The organism is Pseudomonas bubulae, assembly GCF_037023725.1.
Lineage (GTDB): Bacteria > Pseudomonadota > Gammaproteobacteria > Pseudomonadales > Pseudomonadaceae > Aquipseudomonas > Aquipseudomonas bubulae.
The window spans coordinates 676,267-700,088 of record NZ_CP146077.1 but is presented as its reverse complement, the minus strand read 5'-3'; the positions used below and the strand labels follow the sequence as shown (position 1 = coordinate 700,088).

Annotated in this window: 21 protein-coding genes; 20 read left to right on the top strand and 1 reads right to left on the bottom strand. The window is 55.9% G+C overall.

Going from position 1 to position 23,822, the window contains the following annotated elements; translation table 11 throughout:
• Nucleotides 1-120 precede the first annotated feature (120 nt).
• From V6L81_RS03185 to glmS, 17 genes are all read left to right on the top strand, one after another.
• The gene (locus tag V6L81_RS03185; protein ID WP_338660474.1) at nucleotides 121-1,737 is read left to right on the top strand and encodes an ABC-F family ATP-binding cassette domain-containing protein; all 1,617 of its coding nucleotides are present in this window, start codon (nucleotides 121-123) and stop codon (nucleotides 1,735-1,737) included.
• A 504-nt stretch (nucleotides 1,738-2,241) separates the two neighbouring features.
• Complete coding sequence (mnmG, locus tag V6L81_RS03180; RefSeq protein ID WP_016782869.1) at nucleotides 2,242-4,134, top strand: tRNA uridine-5-carboxymethylaminomethyl(34) synthesis enzyme MnmG; 1,893 nt, start codon at nucleotides 2,242-2,244, stop codon at nucleotides 4,132-4,134.
• The gene (rsmG, locus tag V6L81_RS03175; protein WP_094999576.1) at nucleotides 4,131-4,775 is read left to right on the top strand and encodes a 16S rRNA (guanine(527)-N(7))-methyltransferase RsmG; all 645 of its coding nucleotides are present in this window, start codon (nucleotides 4,131-4,133) and stop codon (nucleotides 4,773-4,775) included. The genes mnmG and rsmG overlap by 4 nt, the downstream gene beginning before the upstream one ends.
• An 18-nt stretch (nucleotides 4,776-4,793) precedes the next feature.
• Entirely contained in the window at nucleotides 4,794-5,585 is a 792-nt protein-coding gene (locus V6L81_RS03170) for a ParA family protein (protein WP_094999575.1), read from the top strand.
• 9 nt (nucleotides 5,586-5,594) lie between these two features.
• Nucleotides 5,595-6,467, top strand: a complete 873-nt coding sequence (locus V6L81_RS03165; RefSeq protein ID WP_094999574.1) for a ParB/RepB/Spo0J family partition protein — start codon at nucleotides 5,595-5,597, stop codon at nucleotides 6,465-6,467.
• A gap of 148 nt (nucleotides 6,468-6,615) precedes the next feature.
• Nucleotides 6,616-7,023, top strand: coding sequence for a F0F1 ATP synthase subunit I (locus V6L81_RS03160; protein WP_003437994.1), 408 nt, complete (start codon nucleotides 6,616-6,618; stop codon nucleotides 7,021-7,023).
• 16 nt (nucleotides 7,024-7,039) lie between these two features.
• The gene (gene atpB / locus V6L81_RS03155; RefSeq protein WP_086799500.1) at nucleotides 7,040-7,909 is read left to right on the top strand and encodes a F0F1 ATP synthase subunit A; all 870 of its coding nucleotides are present in this window, start codon (nucleotides 7,040-7,042) and stop codon (nucleotides 7,907-7,909) included.
• 122 nt (nucleotides 7,910-8,031) lie between these two features.
• The gene (atpE, locus tag V6L81_RS03150; protein WP_002555987.1) at nucleotides 8,032-8,289 is read left to right on the top strand and encodes a F0F1 ATP synthase subunit C; all 258 of its coding nucleotides are present in this window, start codon (nucleotides 8,032-8,034) and stop codon (nucleotides 8,287-8,289) included.
• Nucleotides 8,290-8,346: 57 nt separating this feature from the next.
• On the top strand, nucleotides 8,347-8,817 hold the full coding sequence (locus tag V6L81_RS03145; RefSeq protein ID WP_094999573.1) for a F0F1 ATP synthase subunit B: 471 nt from the start codon (nucleotides 8,347-8,349) through the stop codon (nucleotides 8,815-8,817).
• Nucleotides 8,818-8,829: 12 nt separating this feature from the next.
• Complete coding sequence (locus tag V6L81_RS03140) at nucleotides 8,830-9,366, top strand: F0F1 ATP synthase subunit delta (RefSeq protein WP_016782875.1); 537 nt, start codon at nucleotides 8,830-8,832, stop codon at nucleotides 9,364-9,366.
• A 21-nt stretch (nucleotides 9,367-9,387) separates the two neighbouring features.
• Nucleotides 9,388-10,932 (top strand): F0F1 ATP synthase subunit alpha, encoded by a 1,545-nt coding sequence (gene atpA, locus V6L81_RS03135; RefSeq protein ID WP_086799496.1) that lies wholly within the window; start codon nucleotides 9,388-9,390, stop codon nucleotides 10,930-10,932.
• 50 nt (nucleotides 10,933-10,982) lie between these two features.
• Nucleotides 10,983-11,843, top strand: a complete 861-nt coding sequence (atpG, locus tag V6L81_RS03130; protein WP_003438003.1) for a F0F1 ATP synthase subunit gamma — start codon at nucleotides 10,983-10,985, stop codon at nucleotides 11,841-11,843.
• 27 nt (nucleotides 11,844-11,870) lie between these two features.
• A complete protein-coding gene (gene atpD / locus V6L81_RS03125) occupies nucleotides 11,871-13,250 on the top strand; it encodes a F0F1 ATP synthase subunit beta (protein ID WP_016782877.1) in 1,380 nt (459 codons plus the stop codon).
• 56 nt (nucleotides 13,251-13,306) lie between these two features.
• Entirely contained in the window at nucleotides 13,307-13,726 is a 420-nt protein-coding gene (locus V6L81_RS03120; RefSeq protein ID WP_029611653.1) for a F0F1 ATP synthase subunit epsilon, read from the top strand.
• Between the two features lie 115 nt (nucleotides 13,727-13,841).
• Nucleotides 13,842-15,209 (top strand): bifunctional UDP-N-acetylglucosamine diphosphorylase/glucosamine-1-phosphate N-acetyltransferase GlmU, encoded by a 1,368-nt coding sequence (gene glmU, locus V6L81_RS03115; RefSeq protein ID WP_338660473.1) that lies wholly within the window; start codon nucleotides 13,842-13,844, stop codon nucleotides 15,207-15,209.
• 269 nt (nucleotides 15,210-15,478) lie between these two features.
• Nucleotides 15,479-16,246, top strand: a complete 768-nt coding sequence (locus tag V6L81_RS03110) for a DeoR/GlpR family DNA-binding transcription regulator (RefSeq protein ID WP_088378585.1) — start codon at nucleotides 15,479-15,481, stop codon at nucleotides 16,244-16,246.
• A gap of 9 nt (nucleotides 16,247-16,255) precedes the next feature.
• Nucleotides 16,256-18,091, top strand: a complete 1,836-nt coding sequence (gene glmS, locus V6L81_RS03105) for a glutamine--fructose-6-phosphate transaminase (isomerizing) (protein ID WP_094999571.1) — start codon at nucleotides 16,256-16,258, stop codon at nucleotides 18,089-18,091.
• Nucleotides 18,092-18,226: 135 nt separating this feature from the next.
• Here glmS and V6L81_RS03100 read toward each other — a convergent pair whose 3' ends face one another.
• Entirely contained in the window at nucleotides 18,227-19,189 is a 963-nt protein-coding gene (locus V6L81_RS03100) for a bifunctional GNAT family N-acetyltransferase/nucleoside diphosphate kinase regulator (protein WP_095026778.1), read from the bottom strand.
• Nucleotides 19,190-19,375: 186 nt separating this feature from the next.
• Here V6L81_RS03100 and V6L81_RS03095 point away from each other — a divergent pair, with 186 nt between their 5' ends.
• The 3 genes from V6L81_RS03095 to hflK all read left to right on the top strand — a co-directional run bounded on the left by V6L81_RS03095 (nucleotide 19,376) and on the right by hflK (nucleotide 23,814).
• Nucleotides 19,376-20,290, top strand: a complete 915-nt coding sequence (locus V6L81_RS03095) for a LysR family transcriptional regulator (RefSeq protein WP_095024802.1) — start codon at nucleotides 19,376-19,378, stop codon at nucleotides 20,288-20,290.
• 104 nt (nucleotides 20,291-20,394) lie between these two features.
• Nucleotides 20,395-21,729 carry a serine hydrolase gene (locus V6L81_RS03090; RefSeq protein WP_338660472.1) on the top strand — a complete coding sequence of 445 codons (1,335 nt, stop codon included), beginning with the start codon at nucleotides 20,395-20,397 and terminating at the stop codon, nucleotides 21,727-21,729.
• A gap of 150 nt (nucleotides 21,730-21,879) precedes the next feature.
• Nucleotides 21,880-23,814, top strand: a complete 1,935-nt coding sequence (gene hflK / locus V6L81_RS03085; protein ID WP_094999567.1) for a protease modulator HflK — start codon at nucleotides 21,880-21,882, stop codon at nucleotides 23,812-23,814.
• Nucleotides 23,815-23,822: the final 8 nt, after the last annotated feature.

Below are 23,822 nucleotides of genomic sequence, written 5' to 3'. Positions count from 1 at the left end.
CAGTTATCCACATTCACACGAGGTATTAGTCCGATGCGCCATTGATGCCGCCGCGATGCTTGCGGCCAGTTCTTGATTCCCCTGCAACAGGGGGTAGATCTGTGCATCTCTGGAGTGCGTATGGCTCACGTTACCTCTGTAACGCTGCAAGGCGTTTCTTATCATCTGCCCGATGGCAGTTCCCTGTTTTCAGATATTGATCTGCATCTCGACCAGCGCCGCACCGGCCTGGTAGGGCGCAATGGTGTGGGCAAGAGCATATTGGCGCGCATCATGGCAGGGGATCTCTTGCCCTCAACCGGCCACTGCATCCGTAATGGCACGGTGTATTACCTGACGCAGCAAGTCAGCCATGACCCCAATCACACCCTTGCCGAGCTTGCTGGCGTGCAACCAGTCATTAGCGCCCTTGAGCGAATAGAGCGGGGCAGCAGCGCCCAAGCGGACTTTGACTGTGTGGGCGAACGCTGGAATATCCGCCAGCAACTGCTCGATCAGCTAAGCCGCAACAAGCTTGCACACCTGACCCTTTCGACTCCTGCATCAGCACTCAGCGGTGGAGAAGCCATGCGCGTGGCTTTGCTGGGCGCCTTTTTGTCGAAAGCCGACCTGTTGATCCTGGATGAGCCCACCAATCATTTGGATCACCAGCATCGACTTGCCCTGCATGAACAGTTGCAGCAGTGGCCAGAAGGATTACTTGTTATCAGCCATGATCGCGCCTTGCTGGAAAATATGGAGCGCATCGTTGAGCTGTCACCACAGGGCCTCACCAGTTACGGCGGCGGTTACTCGTTTTATGCACAGGCCAAAGCCGGGCAACTGCAAGCGGCGCAACAACAGCTGGCGGCATACCGGCTGGAGCGCAAGCGTCAGGAACAGACCCTGCGTGAGCAAAGAGAAAGTCTTGAGCGCAAACAATCCCGTGGCCGGAAACAGGCCGCTGACGCCAATCAGGCGAAGATTTTGCTGGGCCGGCAAAAGGAGCGCAGCCAGGCCAGCAGCGGTAAGTTGCGGGTACAGCAGGATGCGGCTCGCGAGCAATTATCTGTGCAGGTCCGTCAGGCTGCGAATCAGGTAGAAGAGCAGCAGGCCATCTTTATCTCTGCCCCGCAGCCTTGCTCTGGCTCGCCGGCTCAAATTGCCGAGTTGATAGAGGCCCGCCTGCCTTATGGGGCGCAACAACTGCGCAGGATCAATCTTGCCGTTACGCGAGGCCAGCGCATTGCCTTGACCGGCCCGAACGGCTGCGGCAAGTCGACCTTGCTCAAGGTATTGGCCGGGCAACTAACGGTTGTTTCCGGTCAGGCCAGGACCCTGGTCACCAGCACTTACCTCGACCAGCACCTGGGCGTTTTGGAACCGGCTCGGTCAGTTCTTGAGCAGTTGCAGTCACTTAACCGGCAACTGAGTGAAGGAGAATTACGTACCCGGCTGGCGCAATTGGGCCTCAATGCCGATCGTATCAACCTGCCATCCCATCGGCTCAGTGGCGGTGAACGCTTGAAAGCGGCGATGGCCTGCGTGTTTTATACACAATCCCCACCACAGCTGTTACTGCTCGATGAACCGGCCAATCACCTGGATCTGCCTTCCGTTCAAGCCCTGGAGAGCATGCTCAAGCATTACCCGGGCACTCTGATCGTTACCTCACACGATGATGTGTTTCTGGCCGCAATCGGAATTACCCACAGGCTCATGGCCTCACCCACAGGCTGGCTGTTTTGCCCCGTCTAACGGGGCTGTTGACTACCGTTTATCACATTAATCATTGACCGAACGTCCGACCGCTTGCCGGATTGCACCTTCAAGCGTTTTTCGGCTGCCTGTTTATTGGCTCGAAAGCACCCAAACACGGGAATAAGCCCTGTGTATAACTGGCCCTCAGGTCAGTGGGTAAGTAGGTCTGAAAACTGAAGATAACCACCCCTGTGGATAAGCACCTGTTTTACCCACAGGCTTAAAGCACTTATCCCAACCCCTCATCAGTGCATAACCACAGACTTTTGATCCTCTGTACAGTACGTAAAATATAGCCTGTAGCAATCTATCCACAGAAAGGTGCCTCAGTAGAAATAAACATAAAAACAAAGCTTTATAAATTTCTTCTCTATTTATTTATCTATCTTGCCCTTATCCACAGCTGGTTAAATTTTGTGCAAAGGGTTCTTTAAGAAGGGCGAAGTCCCTATACTTCGCGGTCTATCCAAAAAACCCCTAGTAACAGGCACGAGGTGCGTGGTGAATTTCCCTTCCCGTTTTGCAGTGATCGTCATCGGCGGCGGTCACGCCGGAACCGAGGCTGCACTTGCTTCAGCACGTATGGGTGTGAAAACCCTGCTGTTGACCCACAACGTGGAAACCCTCGGGCAAATGAGCTGCAATCCTGCAATTGGCGGGATTGGTAAAAGCCATCTGGTTAAAGAAATCGATGCCCTTGGCGGCGCGATGGCGATAGCCACCGATAAAGGCGGTATTCAGTTCCGCGTACTCAACGGACGCAAAGGCCCGGCAGTACGGGCCACCCGTGCACAGGCCGACCGCATCCTGTACAAGGCCGCCGTACGCGAAATCCTGGAAAACCAGCCCAACCTGTGGATATTTCAACAGGCCGCTGATGACCTGATCGTTGAACAGGATCAAGTCCGTGGCGTAGTGACCCAGATGGGCCTGCGTTTTATGGCTGATGCCGTGGTTCTGACCACAGGCACTTTCCTCGGTGGACTTATCCACATCGGCATGCAGAATTACTCGGGCGGTCGGGCCGGTGATCCACCTTCGATTGCCCTGGCACACCGTCTGCGTGAACTGCCCCTGCGAGTCGGTCGCCTGAAAACCGGGACGCCACCGCGTATCGATGGCCGTTCTGTGGATTTCTCGGTGATGACCGAGCAACCGGGTGATACACCGATTCCTGTCATGTCGTTCATGGGCAACAAGGAACAGCACCCGGCCCAGGTCAGCTGCTGGATTACCCATACCAACGCCCGCACTCACGAAATCATTGCCTCCAACCTTGATCGTTCGCCGATGTATTCAGGCGTGATCGAAGGTATTGGCCCGCGTTACTGCCCGTCGATTGAAGACAAGATCCATCGCTTTGCCGACAAGGAAAGCCATCAGGTCTTTATCGAGCCGGAAGGTTTGACCACGCACGAGCTGTACCCGAACGGGATTTCCACCTCCTTGCCGTTCGACGTGCAAATCCAGATCGTGCAATCGATTCGCGGTATGGAAAACGCCCATATCGTGCGCCCGGGCTATGCCATCGAGTACGACTACTTCGATCCACGCGACCTGAAGTACAGCCTCGAAACCAAAGTGATTGGCGGCTTGTTCTTTGCCGGGCAAATCAACGGCACCACCGGTTACGAAGAAGCCGGCGCCCAGGGTTTGCTGGCTGGCGCCAACGCGGCATTGCTCGCACAGGGCAAGGAAAGCTGGTGCCCGCGCCGGGATGAGGCGTACATCGGAGTATTGGTCGACGACCTGATTACCCTGGGTACTCAAGAACCGTACCGGATGTTCACTTCCCGCGCCGAATACCGCCTGATCCTGCGCGAAGACAACGCCGACATGCGCTTGACTGAAAAAGGCCGCGAACTGGGCCTGGTCGACGACGCTCGTTGGGCGGCTTTCTGCACCAAGCGCGAAAGCATCGCGCAGGAAGAACAACGCCTCAAAAGTACCTGGGTTCGTCCGGGTACCGAGCAGGGTGATGCCATTGCTGCCAAGTTCGGCACACCGCTGACCCATGAATACAATTTGCTCAACCTGCTGACCCGCCCCGAAATTGATTACGCCGGCCTGGTTGAAGTGACCGGGCAGGGGGCAGAAGACCCGCTGGTTGCCGAGCAGGTTGAGATCAAAACCAAGTACGCCGGTTATATCGATCGTCAACAAGACGAAATTGCCCGTCTGCGTGCCAGTGAAAATACCAAGCTGCCTGTGGATATCGATTACACGACCATCTCCGGTCTGTCGAAAGAGATTCAGAGCAAGTTGGGCGCCACACGTCCCGAGACCCTGGGCCAGGCTTCGCGTATCCCGGGTGTGACCCCTGCGGCAATTTCCCTGTTGATGATTCACCTGAAAAAGCGCGGCGCTGGCCGCACGTTGGAGCAAAACGCTTGAGTTCGCTGGTAACCGCACAACACGCCGAAGAGTTATCCACAGGTGCACGCCAGCTGGGCGTCGCACTGACCGAGCATCAGCATCAGCAATTGCTGGGTTATCTGGCCCTGTTGATCAAATGGAACAAGGCCTACAACCTCACGGCTGTGCGTAACCCGGACGAGATGGTGTCGCGTCATTTGCTCGACAGTCTGAGCGTGATGCCCTTCATCGAAAATGGCCGTTGGCTGGATGTGGGCAGTGGCGGCGGCATGCCGGGTATTCCCCTGGCGATCCTGTTTCCCGAGTCGCAAGTGACCTGCCTGGACAGCAACGGCAAGAAAACTCGTTTCCTGACCCAGGTAAAACTCGAGCTGAAGCTGGATAACCTGCAAGTTATCCACAGTCGCGTCGAAGAATTCCAGCCTGAGCAGCCTTTCAACGGAATTGTTTCCAGGGCTTTCAGCAGCATGGAGAACTTCAGCAACTGGACGCGCCACCTTGGCAACAGCGAAACCCGCTGGTTGGCAATGAAGGGCGTTCATCCGGCCGATGAGCTGGTAGCATTGCCGTCTGATTTTCGTCTCGATGGCGAACACGCCTTGACCGTTCCGGGTTGCCAAGGCCAACGCCATCTGCTGATACTGCGCCGCACGGCATGATTGGGAACGCAAGCAAGAATGGCTAAGGTATTCGCAATAGCGAACCAAAAAGGTGGTGTGGGTAAAACCACCACCTGTATCAACCTCGCAGCATCGCTGGTCGCGACCAAGCGCCGCGTGCTGCTCATTGACCTTGATCCACAGGGCAACGCCACCATGGGTAGCGGTGTGGATAAACACGGTCTTGAGAATTCGGTCTACGACCTGTTGATCGGTGAATGCGATCTGGCCCAGGCCATGCACATCTCCGAGCACGGTGGTTACCAGTTGCTTCCCGCCAACCGCGATTTGACCGCGGCTGAAGTCGTGCTGCTCGAAATGCAGATGAAGGAAAGCCGTCTGCGTACAGCGCTGGCCCCGGTTCGCGAAAGCTACGATTACATCCTGATCGATTGCCCGCCGTCGTTGTCGATGCTGACCTTGAATGCCCTGGTGGCGGCCGATGGGGTGATTATCCCCATGCAGTGCGAGTACTTTGCACTCGAAGGCCTGAGCGACCTTGTGGATAACATCAAGCGCATCGCCGAGCTGCTCAATCCGAACCTGAAGATCGAAGGCCTGCTGCGCACCATGTACGACCCGCGCCTGAGCCTGATGAACGATGTTTCGGCGCAGCTCAAGGAACACTTCGGCGAGCAGCTCTACGACACCGTGATTCCGCGCAACATCCGCCTGGCCGAAGCGCCAAGCTATGGCATGCCAGCGCTGGCGTATGACAAAAATTCCCGTGGCGCGATTGCTTACCTTGCCCTGGCGGGCGAGCTGGTTCGTCGTCAACGTCGTTCTACCCGCACGCCTCAGCCAACTTAAGGAATTTCCATGGCCGTCAAGAAACGAGGTCTCGGACGCGGACTGGATGCACTCCTGAGTGGTCCTACGGTCAGCTCGCTGGAAGAGCAAGCGGTCAAGGTTGATCAAAGCGAACTGCAGCACCTGCCCCTGGACCTGATCCAGCGCGGCAAGTACCAGCCTCGTCGCGACATGGATCCGCAGGCGCTTGAAGAACTGGCCAGCTCGATCCGCACCCAGGGCGTGATGCAACCGATCGTGGTGCGCCCGATCGAAGGTAACCGCTTTGAGATCATCGCCGGTGAACGTCGCTGGCGCGCCAGCCAACAGGCCGGCAAGGACACAATCCCGGCGATGGTCAAAGACGTGCCGGACGAAACCGCCATTGCGATGGCGTTGATCGAGAACATTCAGCGTGAAGACCTCAATCCGATCGAGGAAGCTGTCGCCTTGCAGCGTTTGCAGCAAGAGTTCCAGCTGACTCAACAGCAAGTCGCCGACGCTGTGGGTAAGTCCCGGGTGTCTGTGGCTAACTTGTTGCGATTGATTTCGTTACCGGAAGTGATCAAGACCATGCTGTCCCACGGTGACCTGGAAATGGGTCATGCGCGGGCATTGCTCGGTTTGCCTGATGCTCAGCAGGTTGAAGGGGCGCGACACGTTGTCGCACGAGGCCTGACGGTACGTCAGACTGAAGCCCTGGTTCGCCAGTGGTTGAGTGGCAAACAGGAACCCGCGGAACCGGTTAAAACCGATCCGGACATTGCCAGACTCGAACAGCGTCTGGCTGAGCGGCTGGGCTCTGCGGTGCAGATCCGCCACGGAAAGAAGGGAAAAGGCCAGTTAGTGATTGGTTACAATTCCCTGGATGAGCTGCAAGGAGTGCTTGCTCACATCCGCTGAAACAATTCCTCATGTAGCGCGCAGTCGGAAATCACTACCTGACAGTTGAATAGGGGCTTCGTCGCCCCTATACTCTGCGCGCATTTTGTCGGCACAAATTATGCCAAGTTTTCTGTTTTTGGTAGCCGACCTTTGAGGAGCAGTTGTGATGGAAACCCGCACGCCAAACCGCTTGCCGTTCCATCGCTTGGCGGTTTTTCCGGTTTTGCTGGCTCAATTTGTCGTTTTATTGCTGGCTGCTCTGGGGCTCTGGCAATGGCATGGAGTCGTCGCCGGATATTCAGGACTCTGCGGAGGCCTGATAGCTTTGCTACCCAATGTGTATTTTGCTCACAGGGCTTTTCGGTTTTCCGGCGCCCGAGCAGCGCAAGCCATCGTCCGGTCGTTTTACGCCGGTGAGGCAGGCAAGTTAATTTTGACGGCAGTGCTGTTCGCGCTGACGTTTGCAGGTGTGAAGCCATTGGCGCCGTTAGCAGTATTCGGTGTCTTCGTGCTGACCCAACTGGTCAGTTGGTTCGCTCCCCTGCTAATGAGAACAACACTTTCGAGACCTTAGGGCGTTTGAGGCAACCATGGCAGAAACAACCGCTTCGGGCTATATCCAGCACCACTTACAGAACCTGACCTTTGGGCAGCTACCTGATGGCGGCTGGGGCTTTGCCCACACCGTTGCAGAAGCTAAAGCAATGGGCTTTTGGGCGTTCCACGTCGATACCCTCGGCTGGTCGCTGTTTGTTGGTCTGATTTTCATCCTCGTATTCCGCATGGCGGCCAAGAAGGCAACTTCCGGTCAGCCAGGCGCACTGCAGAACTTCGTTGAAGTACTGGTGGAATTCGTTGATGGCAGCGTAAAAGACAGTTTCCACGGTCGCAGTGCAGTAATCGCACCGCTGGCGCTGACCATTTTCGTGTGGGTGTTCCTGATGAACGCCATCGACTTGATCCCGGTTGACTGGATTCCTCAGTTGGCCATCTTGATCACTGGCGATGAACACTTCCCGTTCCGTGCCGTACCGACGACTGATCCAAACGCGACCATGGGCATGGCCCTGTCGGTGTTTGCACTGATCATCTTCTACAGCATCAAGATCAAGGGCATCGGTGGCTTTATCGGTGAACTGACCCTGCACCCATTCGGCAGCAAGAACATTTTTGTTCAAGCGCTGCTGATTCCGGTGAACTTCCTGCTCGAATTCGTGACGTTGATTGCCAAGCCTATTTCGTTGGCTCTGCGTCTGTTCGGCAACATGTACGCTGGCGAGCTGGTGTTTATCCTGATCGCCGTGATGTTCGGCAGCGGCCTGCTTTGGCTTAGCGGTCTGGGCGTGGTGCTGCAATGGGCGTGGGCTGTATTCCACATCCTGATCATCACCTTGCAAGCGTTCATCTTCATGATGTTGACCATCGTCTACCTGTCGATGGCACACGAAGATAATCACTAAGATCCGCTTCGGCGAATCTGGTGCTCCTCTCACCTTCGGGTGAGAGGGCGTCGCAAAATGATTTTGTTTTACCGCTTTAATCTAAAAACCTAAACCATACGACGTAAAAGTCGGGAGGAAAGATGGAAACTGTAGTTGGTCTAACCGCTATCGCTGTTGCACTGTTGATCGGCCTGGGCGCACTGGGTACCGCAATTGGTTTCGGCCTGTTGGGTGGCAAGTTCCTGGAAGGCGCAGCGCGTCAACCAGAAATGGTTCCAATGCTGCAAGTTAAAATGTTCATCGTTGCCGGTCTGCTCGACGCCGTAACCATGATCGGTGTTGGTATCGCACTGTTCTTCACCTTCGCTAATCCTTTCGTTGGTCAACTCGCTGGCTAATCACTCGAATTTTCGAGTTGATTAGAGTGATGGACAACGAACGAGCGAGGTGTTGGCGTGAACATTAATGCAACCCTGATTGGCCAGTCCGTTGCGTTCTTCATTTTTGTACTGTTTTGCATGAAGTTCGTGTGGCCTCCGGTCATCGCGGCATTGCAAGAACGTCAGAAGAAGATTGCGGCTGGACTGGACGCTGCTAACCGAGCAGCTCGCGACCTGGAGTTGGCCCAAGATAAAGCGGGTCAACAACTGCGCGAAGCTAAGGCTCAAGCAGCTGAAATCATTGAGCAAGCCAAGAAACGCGGTACTCAGATCGTAGACGAAGCCCGTGAACAGGCTCGCGTTGAAGCTGACCGTGTGAAGGCTCAGGCTCAGGCCGAGATCGAACAGGAACTGAACAGCGTCAAAGACGCCCTGCGTGCCCAACTGGGTACCCTGGCTGTTGAAGGCGCAGAGAAGATCCTGGGTGCCACAATCGATCAAAACGCGCACGCGGAGCTGGTTACTAAACTGGCTGCTGAAATTTAAGCGAGGGCGATCATGGCAGAATTGACCACGTTGGCCCGACCTTACGCTAAGGCAGCCTTCGAGCACGCCCAGGCCCACCAGCAACTGGCCTCTTGGTCAGCCATGCTCGGCCTGGCTGCAGCAGTGTCGCAAGACGACACTATGCAGCGCGTGCTCAAGGCCCCGCGACTGACGAGCGCAGAAAAGGCCGCCACGTTTATTGACGTGTGCGGCGACAAGTTCACTGTAGAAGCACAGAACTTCATCAACGTCGTTGCCGAAAACGACCGTCTCCCGCTGTTGCCGGAGATCGCCGCTCTGTTTGACCTGTACAAGGCCGAACAAGAGAAGTCGGTAGACGTTGAAGTCACCAGTGCTTTTGCATTGAACCAAGAACAGCAAGACAAACTCGCCAAGGTTCTCAGTGCACGACTCGACCGGGAAGTGCGCCTGCAAGTTGCGGAGGATGCCAGCCTTATAGGTGGTGTCATCATCCGCGCCGGCGACCTGGTTATCGATGGCTCGGTTCGCGGGAAACTCGCAAGCCTTGCCGAAGCATTGAAATCTTGAGTTTGAAGGGGCAGCAGAGCAATGCAGCAACTCAATCCTTCCGAAATAAGTGAAATTATCAAGGGCCGCATCGAAAAACTCGATGTGACCTCCCAAGCCCGTAACGAAGGCACTGTCGTCAGCGTATCTGACGGTATTGTGCGGATTCACGGTCTGGCCGACGTAATGTACGGCGAGATGATCGAGTTTCCGGGCAGCGTCTTCGGTATGGCTCTCAACCTCGAGCAAGACTCTGTAGGTGCCGTAGTACTGGGCGCATACACGACTCTGGCTGAAGGCATGAGCGCCAAGTGCACTGGCCGTATCCTGGAAGTTCCGGTTGGTAAGGAACTGCTGGGTCGCGTTGTCGACGCACTGGGTAACCCAGTTGATGGCAAAGGTCCACTGGGCAACACCGAGACTGATGCAGTCGAGAAAGTTGCTCCAGGCGTGATCTGGCGTAAGTCGGTAGACCAGCCTGTACAGACTGGCTACAAGGCTGTCGATGCCATGATCCCTGTCGGCCGTGGCCAGCGTGAGCTGATCATCGGTGACCGTCAGATCGGTAAAACCGCTCTGGCGATCGACGCGATCATCAACCAGAAGAACAGCGGCATTTTCTGTGTATACGTAGCGATCGGTCAGAAGCAATCGACCATCGCCAACGTGGTTCGCAAGCTGGAAGAAAACGGCGCGCTGGCTAACACCATCGTCGTTGCTGCCAGTGCTTCCGAATCCGCAGCGCTGCAGTTCCTGGCACCGTACTCCGGTTGCACCATGGGCGAATACTTCCGCGACCGCGGTGAAGACGCGCTGATCGTTTATGACGATCTGTCCAAGCAAGCAGTGGCTTACCGCCAGATTTCCCTGCTGCTGCGCCGTCCACCAGGCCGTGAAGCTTACCCAGGCGACGTGTTCTATCTCCACTCCCGTCTTCTGGAGCGCGCATCCCGCGTATCCGAAGAATACGTAGAGAAGTTCACCAACGGCGCAGTGACCGGCAAAACCGGTTCCCTGACCGCACTGCCGATCATCGAAACCCAGGCTGGCGACGTTTCCGCGTTCGTTCCGACCAACGTGATTTCCATCACCGACGGTCAGATCTTCCTGGAATCGGCCATGTTCAACTCCGGGATCCGTCCTGCAGTGAACGCCGGTGTTTCGGTATCCCGTGTGGGTGGTGCCGCTCAGACCAAGATCATCAAGAAGCTGTCCGGTGGTATCCGTACCGCTCTGGCTCAGTACCGTGAACTGGCAGCATTTGCCCAGTTCGCTTCTGACCTGGACGAAGCGACCCGTAAGCAACTTGAGCATGGTCAGCGCGTTACCGAGCTGATGAAGCAGAAGCAATACGCACCAATGTCGATCGCTGACATGGCGCTGTCGCTGTATGCCGCTGAGCGTGGGTTCCTGACTGACGTCGAAATCACCAAGGTCGGTAGCTTTGAACAAGCGCTGATTGCTTACTTCAACCGCGATCACGCCGAGCTTATGGCGAAGATCAACGTTAAAGGTGACTTCAATGACGAAATCGACGCTGGCATCAAAGCCGGTATCGAGAAGTTCAAGGCCACCCAAACCTGGTAAGCCGCAGCGGGAGCCGCAAGGCTCCCGCTTGCTAACCTGATAGGTGTTACATGGCAGGCGCAAAAGAGATTCGCAGTAAGATTGCGAGCATCAAAAGCACGCAAAAGATTACCAGCGCCATGGAAAAAGTGGCGGTCAGCAAAATGCGCAAGGCACAAATGCGCATGGCTGCTAGCCGTCCTTATGCGGAGCGTATCCGCCAGGTTATTGGGCATTTGGCCAACGCCAACCCGGAATACCGCCACCCGTTCATGATCGACCGCGAAGTTAAGCGTGTGGGTTATGTGGTTGTGAGCAGTGACCGTGGTTTGTGCGGTGGTTTGAATACCAACCTGTTCAAGGCTTTGGTCAAGGACATGGCGGTAAACCGTGAAAACGGCGTCGAGATTGATCTGTGCGTGGTCGGCAGCAAAGGTGCGGCATTTTTCCGTAACTTCGGCGGTAACGTCGTCGCTGCTATCAGCCATCTGGGTGAAGAACCGTCGATCAATGATTTGATCGGCAGCGTTAAGGTGATGCTGGATGCTTACCTGGAAGGCCGTATTGACCGCCTGTCCGTGGTATCCAACAAGTTCATCAACACCATGACGCAACAGCCTACTGTGGAGCAATTGATTCCACTGGTGGCGACCCCGGATCAAGAACTCAAGCACCACTGGGACTATCTCTACGAACCGGATGCCAAAGAGCTGCTAGACGGCTTGATGGTGCGTTACGTGGAGTCGCAGGTGTACCAGGCGGTGGTCGAGAACAGTGCAGCTGAACAAGCTGCGCGGATGATCGCAATGAAGAACGCCACTGATAACGCCGGTGACTTGATCAGCGATTTGCAGCTGATCTACAACAAGGCGCGTCAGGCTGCGATCACCCAAGAGATCTCGGAAATCGTCGGCGGCGCTGCCGCGGTTTAACGGTTCAAATATTCAGAGGATCCAGCTATGAGTAGCGGACGTATCGTTCAAATCATCGGCGCCGTGATCGACGTGGAATTTCCACGCGAAAACGTACCGAGCATCTACAACGCGCTGAAAGTACAAAGCGCGGCCGGAACCACTCTGGAAGTTCAGCAACAGCTGGGCGACGGCGTGGTTCGTACCATTGCGATGGGTTCCACCGAGGGCTTGAAGCGCGGTCTGGAAGTCACCGACTCTGGCGCAGCCATCTCCGTTCCAGTAGGTAAAGCTACCCTGGGCCGGATCATGGACGTTCTGGGCAACCCGATCGACGAAGCTGGCCCGATTGACACCGAAGAGCGTTGGGGCATTCACCGCCCAGCACCGTCCTTCGCTGAGCAAGCTGGCGGCAACGACCTGCTGGAAACCGGTATCAAGGTTATCGACCTGATCTGCCCGTTTGCAAAAGGCGGTAAGGTTGGTCTGTTCGGTGGTGCCGGTGTAGGCAAAACCGTAAACATGATGGAACTGATCCGTAACATCGCCATGGAACACAGCGGTTACTCTGTGTTTGCTGGTGTGGGCGAGCGTACCCGTGAGGGTAACGACTTCTACCACGAGATGAAGGATTCCAGCGTACTGGACAAAGTGGCACTGGTTTACGGTCAGATGAACGAGCCGCCGGGTAACCGTCTGCGCGTAGCACTGACCGGCCTGACCATGGCCGAGAAGTTCCGTGACGAAGGTAACGATGTACTGTTGTTCGTTGACAACATCTATCGTTACACCTTGGCCGGTACTGAAGTATCCGCACTGCTGGGCCGTATGCCTTCGGCAGTAGGTTACCAGCCGACTCTGGCTGAAGAGATGGGTACTCTGCAAGAGCGCATCACTTCGACCAAAAACGGTTCGATCACTTCGATCCAAGCGGTATACGTACCTGCGGATGACTTGACTGACCCGTCGCCTGCGACCACGTTTGCCCACTTGGACGCTACCGTCGTTCTGTCCCGTGACATCGCTTCCCTGGGTATCTACCCAGCAGTAGATCCACTGGATTCGACTTCGCGCCAGCTGGACCCGAACGTAATCGGCCAGGAACACTACGACACCGCTCGCGGCGTTCAGTACGTGTTGCAGCGTTACAAAGAACTGAAGGACATCATTGCGATCCTGGGTATGGACGAGCTGTCGGAAACCGACAAGCAGTTGGTATCCCGCGCTCGTAAGATCCAGCGTTTCTTGTCTCAGCCGTTCTTCGTGGCTGAAGTCTTCACTGGCGCTTCGGGTAAATACGTTTCCCTGAAAGACACCATTGCTGGCTTCAAAGGCATCCTCAACGGTGACTACGACCACCTGCCAGAACAAGCGTTCTACATGGTCGGCGGCATCGAAGAAGCGATCGAGAAAGCCAAGAAACTGTAATTCCAGCGCCCGGCAACGGGCGCTAATCAGGTTGAGGCAATCAGATGGCTAATATGATGACAGTCCATTGCGATATCGTCAGTGCGGAAGGAGAAATCTTTTCCGGTCAGGTCGAGATGGTGATTGCGCACGGCAGCCTGGGTGATCTTGGTATCGCTCTGGGTCACGCTCCGCTGATCACTGAACTCAAGCCGGGTCCGATCCGCCTGATCAAGCTGGGCGGGGAATCGGAGGTGTTTTACATCTCCGGTGGTTACCTCGAGGTTCAGCCGAACATGGTCAAGGTTCTTGCCGACACCGTGCAACGTGCTGCCGACCTGGATGAAGCCTCCGCTCAGGAAGCCGTAAAGGCTGCCGAGAAGGCACTGAACGAAAAAGGCGCAGATTTCGATTACGGATCTGCTGCTGCACGTCTGGCCGAAGCCGCAGCTCAGCTGCGCACCGTCCAGCAAATCCGCAAGAAGTTTGGCGGCTAAGCCTCCTGTCTTATTGTGTGATTGATTAAAAAGGGTAGCCTCGGCTACCCTTTTTCTTTTTCCGCGAAATACTTTTTGGTCGCAACCGCTGACCACCCAGGATTGGTAGCCAGTCATGTCTCTCGATATCGTTATTCTCGCCGCAGGTCAGGGCACCCGCATGCGTTCTGCCCTGCCCAAGGTTCTGCACCCCGTGGCAGGCAACTCCATGCTTGGCCATGTTATCCACAGCGCTCGTCAGCTTGAACCGACCCGCATCCACGTCGTCATTGGTCACGGAGCCGAATTGGTGCGTGAACGCCTGGCTGCTGATGACCTGAACTTTGTGCTGCAAGACAAGCAACTGGGTACCGGCCATGCCGTGGCTCAGGCGCTACCATTTCTGACCGCAGAAAACGTGTTGATCCTGTACGGTGATGTACCGCTGATCGAGGTCGAGACCCTGCAACGTCTGCTCAAGCAAGTTGGTCCCGAGCAACTGGGCCTGCTGACCGTCAACCTGGCCGACCCGACTGGTTATGGTCGTATCGTGCGTGATGCGGATGGCAAGGTGTGTGCGATTGTTGAGCACAAGGACGCAACCGAAGCCGAACGTGCAATTACCGAAGGCAACACCGGGATCCTCGCCTTGCCGACCCGTCGCCTGGCTGACTGGATGAGCCGTCTGTCGAACAACAACGCACAGGGCGAATACTACCTGACCGACGTAATCGCCATGGCGGTCAGCGATGGTTTGGTCGTGGCCACCGAGCATGCCCTTGACCCGATGGAAGTGCAGGGCGCCAACGATCGTAAACAACTCAGTGAGCTGGAACGTCATTACCAGTTGCGCGAAGCCCGTCGCCTGATGGCCTTGGGTGTGACCTTGCGTGACCCGGCGCGTTTCGATGTGCGCGGTGAAGTCACCGTGGGTCGTGATGTGCTGATCGATATCAACGTGATTCTTGAAGGTCGCGTGGTTATTGAGGACGACGTGGTCATCGGCCCGAATTGCGTAATCAAGGACAGCACCTTGCGCAAAGGTGTTGTGATCAAGGCCAATAGCCATCTCGACGGTGCCGTGATGGGCGAGAACAGTGATGCCGGTCCGTTCGCTCGTCTGCGCCCGGGCAGTGTGCTGGATGCCCGTGCCCATGTGGGTAACTTTGTCGAATTGAAAAACGCCCACTTGGGTGAAGACGCCAAATGCGGTCACCTGACTTATCTGGGCGATGCCGAGGTCGGACCGCGCACCAATATCGGTGCTGGCACCATCACCTGCAACTACGATGGCGCCAACAAGTGGAAGACCGTGTTGGGCGCTGATGTATTTATTGGTTCGAACAACTCGTTGATTGCACCTGTGGATATCTCCACCGGTGCTACCACTGCTGCAGGCTCGACCATCAATCAGGATGTTGCCGCGGAGCAACTGGCCGTTGGTCGTGCGCGCCAGCGCAATATTGATGGCTGGAAGCGTCCGGTCAAACAGCCAAAGCCTTGATTTAAAGTTATCCACAGAAAGGCGATGATGATTTAAGGTTATTAACAAGTCATCCTATAACTGTTTTAAATCAATGAGTTACCTAAAGCCTTATTCACGCCCTGTGGATAAGGCTTTGTTTTTTGCGGGCCTAAATAAGCGTTTTGGCCAATGAATACAGGCCCATATCGACTTATTCACAGAAAATAGCCCACAACATTTTCTTGACGAAGGTTTCGAGATACGGTTTCATTGCTTTCGTTATCTTTCGAAACGAAACTTAAGCCGTTATGTCCAAACGTAATACGCCACAACGCAGACACAACATCCTGGCCATGCTTGCCGAGCAGGGCGAAGTCAGTGTGGATGAACTGGCCAAGCGCTTCGAAACCTCTGAGGTTACGATTCGCAAGGATCTGGCTGCACTCGAAAGTAACGGGCTTTTATTGCGTCGTTATGGCGGCGCGATCACCATGCCGCAAGAACTGGTCAGTGATGTCCCTCAGCCAGTTTCTCTTTATAAGCAAGCCATTGCCCGTGCAGCGGTTGGTCTGATTAAAGAGCATGCGCGCATCATCATCGACAGCGGCAGCACCACGGCCTCGATGATTCCACAACTGGGCCTGCAACCTGGCCTGGTAGTGATGACCAACTCCCTGCACGTCGCCAATGCACTCAGTGAACTGGAACATGAGCCTGTATTGCTGATGACCGGGGGCACCTGGGATCCGCACTCCGAGTCCTTTCAGGGACAGGTTGCCGAACAGGTGTTGCGCTCATACGACTTCGATCAACTGTTCATCGGTGCTGACGGCATAGACCTGCAGCGCGGCACGACAACTTTTAACGAGTTGTTGGGTCTGAGCCGGGTCATGGCTGACGTCGCGCGTGAAGTGATCGTGATGGTCGAGTCGGACAAGATTGGTCGAAAAATACCCAACCTGGAACTGCCCTGGAGCAGCGTCCATACCCTTATTACCGATGATCGCCTGCCCCTTGAGGCACGCGAACAGATTCAGGCCCGGGGCATAACATTGTTATGCGCGGCCCTAAGCTAGGAGAACTTTATGTGTGGAATCGTTGGCGCAGTCGCTGAACGTAATATCACGGCCATTCTGCTGGAAGGCCTGAAACGTCTTGAATACCGTGGTTACGACAGCGCAGGTGTGGCTGTTTTCACCAACAACGGCACCCTGGAACGCATGCGCCGCAACGGCAAAGTGGCCGAGCTGGAACAAGCTCTGGCCGGTGAGCCATTGGCCGGTCGTCTGGGCATTGCCCATACCCGTTGGGCCACCCACGGTGCGCCGTGCGAGCGTAACGCTCACCCGCATTTCTCCGGTTCCGATCTGGCTGTTGTACATAACGGCATCATCGAAAACCATGAAGCCCTGCGTGAGCAGCTCAAAGGCTTGGGCTATGTGTTTACCTCGGACACTGACACCGAAGTCATTGCCCACCTGCTAAACCACAAACTCAAAGATCACAGCGACCTGACCGAGGCCCTCAAGGCCACCGTTAAAGAGTTGCACGGTGCCTACGGCCTGGCTGTGATCAGCGCCAAGCAACCGGATCGTCTGGTTGCAGCCCGCAGCGGCAGCCCGCTGGTGATTGGCCTGGGCCTGGGTGAAAACTTCCTGGCCTCCGACCAATTGGCACTGCGTCAGGTCACTGACCGTTTCATGTACCTGGAAGAAGGCGATATCGCTGAAATCCGTCGTGACAGCGTGCAGATCTGGGACGTAAACGGTCAGAGCGTTCAACGCGAAGCCGTGCAATACAGCGATGGCGCCGAAGCGGCCGACAAGGGCGAGTATCGCCACTACATGCTCAAGGAAATCCACGAGCAACCAGCAGTAGTTCAACGCACCCTGGAAAATCGCCTGGGTGCTGACCATGTACTGGTTCAAGCTTTCGGTCCACAAGCGAAGGAATTGTTCGCCAAGGTTCGCAATGTTCAGATCGTCGCCTGTGGTACCAGCTACCACGCCGGCATGGTTGCCCGTTACTGGCTCGAAAGCCTGGCAGGCATTCCGTGCCAGGTTGAAGTGGCCAGCGAGTTCCGCTACCGCAAAGTTGTGGTGCAACCGGACACCCTGTTTGTTTCGATCTCGCAATCGGGCGAAACCGCTGACACCCTGGCAGCACTGCGCAATGCAAAAGAATTGGGCTTCCTCGGTAGCCTGGCGATTTGCAACGTAGGTATCAGCTCGCTGGTTCGTGAGTCTGATCTGACGCTGCTAACCCAAGCAGGTCGCGAAATCGGTGTGGCTTCCACCAAGGCATTTACCACCCAGCTGGTAGGCCTGTTGCTGCTGACCCTGTCTCTGGGCCAGGTGCGCGGCACCCTGGAAGAGGGCGTTGAAGCACAGCTGGTAGAAGAACTGCGTCGTTTGCCAGCGCGTCTGGGCGAAGCCCTGGCGATGGATTCGGTGGTTGAAAAAGTGGCTGAATTGTTTGCCGATAAACATCACACCCTGTTCCTGGGCCGTGGCGCTCAGTTCCCGGTGGCAATGGAAGGTGCACTCAAGCTCAAAGAAATTTCGTACATCCACGCTGAAGCGTACCCGGCGGGCGAGTTGAAGCACGGCCCTCTGGCACTTGTGGATAACGATATGCCGGTAGTGACCGTTGCTCCGAACAATGAGCTGTTGGAGAAACTTAAATCCAACCTGCAAGAAGTGCGTGCCCGCGGTGGCGAGCTGATTGTGTTTGCTGATGAACAAGCCGGTATGAGCAACGGCGAAGGCACCCATGTGATCAACATGCCGCATATCCACGATGTGCTGGCGCCGATCCTCTACACCATCCCGCTGCAATTGCTGTCGTACTACGTGGCCGTGCTTAAAGGCACTGACGTGGACCAGCCGCGTAACCTGGCTAAATCCGTGACTGTGGAATAAATCACAGCTGCGGCACTACTCAGTGGTTTTAGAGAGTTAAAACTGTCGCGAATGAAGGGAGCCACTTACGGGCTCCCTTCTTCGACAGATCCCCTTCTTCCAGGTTGCTTGACCAACACTGAGGGAAAGATTCAATTACAGATGGAAATGGCCCGCAGCCTCTGGCTGGTAAAGCACTTTCCTGATCTCAATTCGGCGGGTCCGATCAGAAATTCGCCAGTCTATGGCGTCCCCCTCCTGATACCCCAGGATGGCAGCACCAATGTCGGAATACACAGAGTGCCTCCCGGCGTTACTGTCCGCGTCTTCTGGGTAGACCAAGGCCACTTCGATCTCTTCGTCGTCCAGTTGCACTAAAGCCCTGGAGTTCATCGTGACGACATTGCCCGCCACCTGCTGCGGCTTGACGACAATGGCTCGTTCAAGCTCATGTTCGAGCTCAACAACCGTCGGACCTTGCTCCAGAGCGATTAGACTCTCGAGCCTGGCCTTGTCGATTTCAGTGATGTAGATCCTGGTGGAGTCGCCAACGGTACCTTCGCGCAAGAGCTGGAGATAGCGCCCCGCTGCCATGGAAAATGACTTCAATGTGGGCGTTTCGCTTTCAAGCACAAAGCCGCTGCGCAGAAAGGCTTTTACCGAGCGTGTGTTGTCCGGGTGGATCTTGGCGATGAGCTTCTTGGCCCGCATGTCGAGGAAGGCCAGTTTCATGCCTTCGCGGATCGTGCGGGCGCCAAGGTTTCGGCCCCATTTGTCGCTGTCTCCGATGACCAGGACTATCTCGCAATTTGAGCCGGTCTTGATCAGACGGACAAAGCCTACCGGGGCGTCATGCCGGTCATAAGCCATGAAGAATCGGCCACCCTGGTTGAACAGATGGGTCAGGATTGGCAATTGGGTTCTATCAATGGCTTGCTCGATGGAGCGGGAGACATGACGTGAATCGCTCAGATAACAGGTGACGCGCTCATCTTCCAACCAATCCATCAACGTCAACGCATGCGCCCGAGTAACTTCCGGGCACAGCGAAATGAAAGGCTTGTTCATCTTCACCACACTTATTTTCAAGGGATGAAAGCCCTTCATGGCTACGGCCATGACGGTTCTTTCGGCAACCGGCTATTTTAAGACATAACGCAAGTAATGCCGAATGGTCGGGAGAGTTCGGGGATATCTTCGTTTACCCTTTGGTCCGACCCAGAGCCTCGCCGCAAGCAGCGCCAGCAAATGTACGTGGATGTCTTGTGGTTTCTGGGTTGTGGATAACTTCAGCAAGGAGCTGGCATGCTTTACACCAATGCGCTGAAACAATTGGATATGCAGGATATTTCGATCGTCTTGCTGTTGATCGAAAATCGCAGCGCCAAGCGTGTGGCAGAAATGTTGAATCTCAGCCAATCAAGCATCAGTTACAGCCTGAAAAAACTCCGCCACTGTTTCGACGACAAACTCTTCGAGAACACCGACGGCGCCATGCAACCCACGGCACGGGTGCTGGCGATCAAGCCCTATCTGCAAAACATCCTGCAGTGCATCAATCAGTGCGCCAAGGAAGGAGCAGGGCAGGGCACCGCGCTGCGTCAGTGGAATATCACTGCCCCGGAATATTTTGAAATTCTCATGTTGCCTGCATTGTTGCAGCAGGTGCGTTCAACCGGGCGCAACTGGGCGTTGAGTGTGAGCCGCCTGGGCCAGGATTTGCCCATCAGTGAGTTATTGGCTTCTGACACCGACGTTTGCTTTGGCTTCGGCCCGGGCTATCACCAACGGCATCCGTTGCTGGGCTATCGCAGCCTTACTGAAGATTCTTTTGTGTGCCTGTCCAGCGTGGCAAAACATCAGGCTAAATCTTTTTTGGATATTGATGAATTTTGTGACACGCCGCACATATTTCCAACGCCGTGGCTGTCGGAAAAAAACATGGTGGATGGCTGGCTGGAAAAACAGTCGCGGCGTAGAAATATTTTTACCCGGGCCAACTCCTATCACGCCGGGGTCAATGTTTTATTGGCGGTGCCGGCACTGATCGTGATCCCGAAAAAAATAGTGGCGACGTTGAATGTGCCGCCAAACATTAAAGTTCTCCAACCGCCGCCCGGTTTTCCGACTTTCACTCTGGACATGATCTGGAGCCGTGAACGAACCATCCACAGCGACTTTCATGAGCTGGAAGGGTTGATCGAAAAAATAAAAAAATAAATTTCAGGTGCGCAAAATCGCCTGCGGGTGCTGGTGTGCGCTATACATTCCCACTGCTTATCCCGCAGGGTAGGGCACGGCCATGAACTGAAAAGGAATTTTCGATGATCAAGCAATTTATCAAACCCGCCCGCACCGGTGCGGTTTTTCTAGTGACTTGCCTGGCGGCTTCCATCGCCTGTGCCAGCGATAAAACCAGTTACCCGGACGCCGCTGCCAGCGACCCGGCGAAGCTGGGCTGGATGGTCGGTGCACCGCCCCCGCCGGATCGCATCGTGCGCTTTGCCGACGGCAGTTATTTCCAGTTTCCCGCCATGCGCTGGAGTGTTTCCAACTTCCGTCAATTGATGCCTACCACCAATGTCTCCCGTGGCCTGGGTGCGCCCGTGCCGCTGGCCAAAGCCTTGCGCACGGATATCGACGCCTTGACCTTCGTGCCACTGGGCAGCAAGGAGCCGATGACCTGGGAACAGTCGCTGGCGGCGAACTACACCGACGGCATTGTGGTGCTGCACCGCGGCAAAATTGTTTATGAGCGTTACTTTGGTGTGTTGACCCCCGAAGGCCAGCACGGCGCCATGTCGATGACCAAGTCCGTGGTGGGCACGATGGGCGCGATGCTGGTGGCTGATGGCACGTTGGATGCCAATAAAAAAATTGCTGAGTATGTACCCGAGCTGGCCAAGTCGGCCTTTGGCAACGCCACCCTGCGCCAGGTGCTGGACATGACCACGGGGCTTAAATACAGCGAAGATTATGCCGACCCCAATGCGGAAGTCTGGAAGCATGCCCAGGCGGGTAATCCGCTCCCCAAACCCAAGGACTACACCGGCCCGCAAAGCTATATGGAATATTTGCAGACGGTCGAGTCGGAGGGGGAGCACGGCGAGGCCTTCGCTTATAAAACCGTGAACACCGATGTGCTGGGCTGGGTCATTGCACGAGTGACAGGGCGTAACGTTGCGCAATTGCTCTCGGAAAAAATCTGGCAGCGCATTGGCGCTGAACAATCGGCCTATTTCACCGTGGATTCAATCGGTACCCCGTTTGCGGGGGGTGGTTTGAATACAGGGCTACGGGACATGGCCCGCTTTGGAGAAATGATCCGTAACAATGGTCAGTATCTCGGCAAGCAAATCGTACCCAAGGCGGTTGTCGATGACATTCGTGGTGGCGGCGATAAAGCGGCCTTTGCCAAAGCCGGTTATGACTTGCTCAAGGGCGCCAGCTATCGCGACATGTGGTGGGTGACGCACAACGCGGATGGTGCCTTTATGGCGCGCGGTGTTTACGGTCAGCGCACCTACATTGACCCGAAAGCCGAAATGGTTATTGTGCGTTATGCCTCCAACCCGGTTGCCAGCAACTCGGCTAACGATCCGGTGACTATTCCTGCATTTGAAGCCCTGGCCAAACAGTTGATGACTCACCCGGACTGATAGCGCCAAAAAACGCTGGGAGTCGTGCTTGACCGGCTCCCATAGCGGCGTTTCGCCGTTTTTAAACCAAGATGAAGAATCCGTAAGCTCGACAAAAGTTTCATCATTTCTGCGATATCGTAACTAGATATTTCATAAGTGAGTGTTTCCATGCGTGTCGATTTAGAGGCAGAGGAGGGCCGGCTCGAGTCTTTGCCTCGTTTCCAAAGCGCCAGCGCACAGGCTCGTCAGCTCTATCTACTGGGGGTAGTGCTGGCAGTCCTGGCGTTGCTGGCGTGGGTGCTGGCATTTTTTATAGGTCTGTTTTCATCGGAATCGCTGTGGCCGGTGCTGCTGGGCAATAACGCAGCAGCCATGCTGGTGCTGGCCGCAGGCGTTCAATCGGCTTACTGGGTGGCGGATTGGCGCAATGACGCACTCAACCCCGCACCACAGGTGGCTGAGGTCGCTCCCGACGAACAGTTGCGTGGCATTGAACGTTTTAACCAGCGGATTGATGCCGGGGCAAAACAGGTGCTGGCCACCATCGGCGCGCCCGTTTTGTGGCTGGCAGGCGTGAGCGGTGTCGCCTGGTGGAGCGTCCAGCACACCTGGAACCTGGCTTTACCCGGTTTGGCTCTGGGAACCTGGGGCAGTGTCGCGGCTGGCATTGCGGTGCTGTGCGCGTTTGCACTGTTAGTGTTCGAACGTTTCCTGGCGCAGCAACACCCTGGCCAATGGCCGGAGGCGCGTTTGCTGGCACCGTTGGTTCGCGTGCCCATCCTCACTTTGCTCCTGAGCGCCGTGTGCCTGATTTTCAGCAGCGACGATGCGGTGTGGCCTGCCCGCCTCGCGGTGCTGACCGGGTTGCTACCTGCTGCCGTGGCTATTGAGCTGATTCTGAGGGCGCTGGCTGCACTGTTCATCCCGCGCCGCGACAAACTAGAACCGCGCATGATCGGGCAAAGCTTTGTCGCTGGTATGTTGCGTTGGCCGCCTCAGCCATTGCTGACGCTGCAGAGCGAATTGCATAACCGGTTCGGCATCGACCTGCGCCAAATCTGGGCTTTTACCTTTATGCGCAAAGCGTTTTTCCCGGTGCTGGCGGTGGTTGCTGCTGTCGGCTGGGTGCTGAGCGGTGTGAGTGAAATCCCGCTGCAAGGTCGAGGGATTTATGAGCGCTTTGGTGAGCCGGTTGAAGTGTTGGGCCCGGGTTTGCACGTGGGCCTGCCATGGCCTTTTGGGCGAGTCCTGGCGGTGGAAAACGGTGTGGTACATGAGTTGGCCACTAGCACAGAATCGACTGTCGATCCGCTACTCACGCCTGCCGATGGTTTACCACCGCTTACCGCCAATCGCCTGTGGGATGCCACCCATGTGAATGACAAGTCCCAGGTAATTGCCAGCGACAGTGGCGACAAACAGGGCTTTCAGATCGTCAATATGGACGTGCGTTTTGTCTATCGCATTGGCCTGAGCGACCACGCCGCCATTGCCGCCACTTATCACAGTGCTGATGTACCGACGCTGATTCGCACTACCGCCAGCCGCATTCTGGTACACGACTTTGCCTCTCGGACGCTTGATGGTGTGCTCGGTGAGCAGCGCAGTGCGCTGGCCGATGATATAGGCCACGCCGTGCAGGCTGATCTGGATGGCCTGGACAGCGGGGTGGAAATTCTTGCCACCGTGGTTGAAGCCATCCACCCACCTGCCGGGGCCGCCAATGCCTATCACGGTGTGCAGGCAGCACAGATCAGCGCGCAGGCCCTGATTGCCCGCGAACGGGGAGCGGCCAGTGAACAAGCCAATGTGGCGCAATTGCAGGCCAGCGTCGCCCTGGATCAAGCCCATGCGCTGGCGCGTGAAATAAATGCCACCGCACTGACAGCTGACCTGCGCTTTGGCGCCGAGCAAAAAGCCTACGCCAGTGCCGGTCATGCGTTCCTTTTGGAACAGTACCTGAGCCAGTTAAGCCAGGGGCTGAACAATGCCCGATTGCTGATCCTCGACCATCGCCTTGGGGGCAGCAGTGCGCCGACCCTCGACCTGCGTTCTTTCACGCTGCCGGCCGATCCTGTCGCGCCGCGTAAAGCTGCTCAGTAAGGAGTCTT

What these genes read in the sequence shown, in the direction of transcription:
- atpA (WP_086799496.1), top strand. Translation starts at nt 9,388, where the DNA reads ATGCAGCAACTCAATCCTTCCGAAATAAGTGAAATTATCAAGGGCCGC.
- V6L81_RS03185 (WP_338660474.1), top strand. Translation starts at nt 121, where the DNA reads ATGGCTCACGTTACCTCTGTAACGCTGCAAGGCGTTTCTTATCATCTG.
- V6L81_RS03120 (WP_029611653.1), top strand. Translation starts at nt 13,307, where the DNA reads ATGACAGTCCATTGCGATATCGTCAGTGCGGAAGGAGAAATCTTTTCC.
- V6L81_RS03090 (WP_338660472.1), top strand. Translation starts at nt 20,395, where the DNA reads ATGATCAAGCAATTTATCAAACCCGCCCGCACCGGTGCGGTTTTTCTA.
- V6L81_RS03110 (WP_088378585.1), top strand. Translation starts at nt 15,479, where the DNA reads ATGTCCAAACGTAATACGCCACAACGCAGACACAACATCCTGGCCATG.
- glmU (WP_338660473.1), top strand. Translation starts at nt 13,842, where the DNA reads ATGTCTCTCGATATCGTTATTCTCGCCGCAGGTCAGGGCACCCGCATG.
- V6L81_RS03095 (WP_095024802.1), top strand. Translation starts at nt 19,376, where the DNA reads ATGCTTTACACCAATGCGCTGAAACAATTGGATATGCAGGATATTTCG.
- glmS (WP_094999571.1), top strand. Translation starts at nt 16,256, where the DNA reads ATGTGTGGAATCGTTGGCGCAGTCGCTGAACGTAATATCACGGCCATT.
- V6L81_RS03100 (WP_095026778.1), bottom strand. Translation starts at nt 19,189, where the DNA reads ATGGCCGTAGCCATGAAGGGCTTTCATCCCTTGAAAATAAGTGTGGTG.
- V6L81_RS03160 (WP_003437994.1), top strand. Translation starts at nt 6,616, where the DNA reads ATGGAAACCCGCACGCCAAACCGCTTGCCGTTCCATCGCTTGGCGGTT.
- atpE (WP_002555987.1), top strand. Translation starts at nt 8,032, where the DNA reads ATGGAAACTGTAGTTGGTCTAACCGCTATCGCTGTTGCACTGTTGATC.
- V6L81_RS03170 (WP_094999575.1), top strand. Translation starts at nt 4,794, where the DNA reads ATGGCTAAGGTATTCGCAATAGCGAACCAAAAAGGTGGTGTGGGTAAA.
- atpB (WP_086799500.1), top strand. Translation starts at nt 7,040, where the DNA reads ATGGCAGAAACAACCGCTTCGGGCTATATCCAGCACCACTTACAGAAC.
- atpG (WP_003438003.1), top strand. Translation starts at nt 10,983, where the DNA reads ATGGCAGGCGCAAAAGAGATTCGCAGTAAGATTGCGAGCATCAAAAGC.
- V6L81_RS03165 (WP_094999574.1), top strand. Translation starts at nt 5,595, where the DNA reads ATGGCCGTCAAGAAACGAGGTCTCGGACGCGGACTGGATGCACTCCTG.
- atpD (WP_016782877.1), top strand. Translation starts at nt 11,871, where the DNA reads ATGAGTAGCGGACGTATCGTTCAAATCATCGGCGCCGTGATCGACGTG.
- V6L81_RS03140 (WP_016782875.1), top strand. Translation starts at nt 8,830, where the DNA reads ATGGCAGAATTGACCACGTTGGCCCGACCTTACGCTAAGGCAGCCTTC.
- hflK (WP_094999567.1), top strand. Translation starts at nt 21,880, where the DNA reads ATGCGTGTCGATTTAGAGGCAGAGGAGGGCCGGCTCGAGTCTTTGCCT.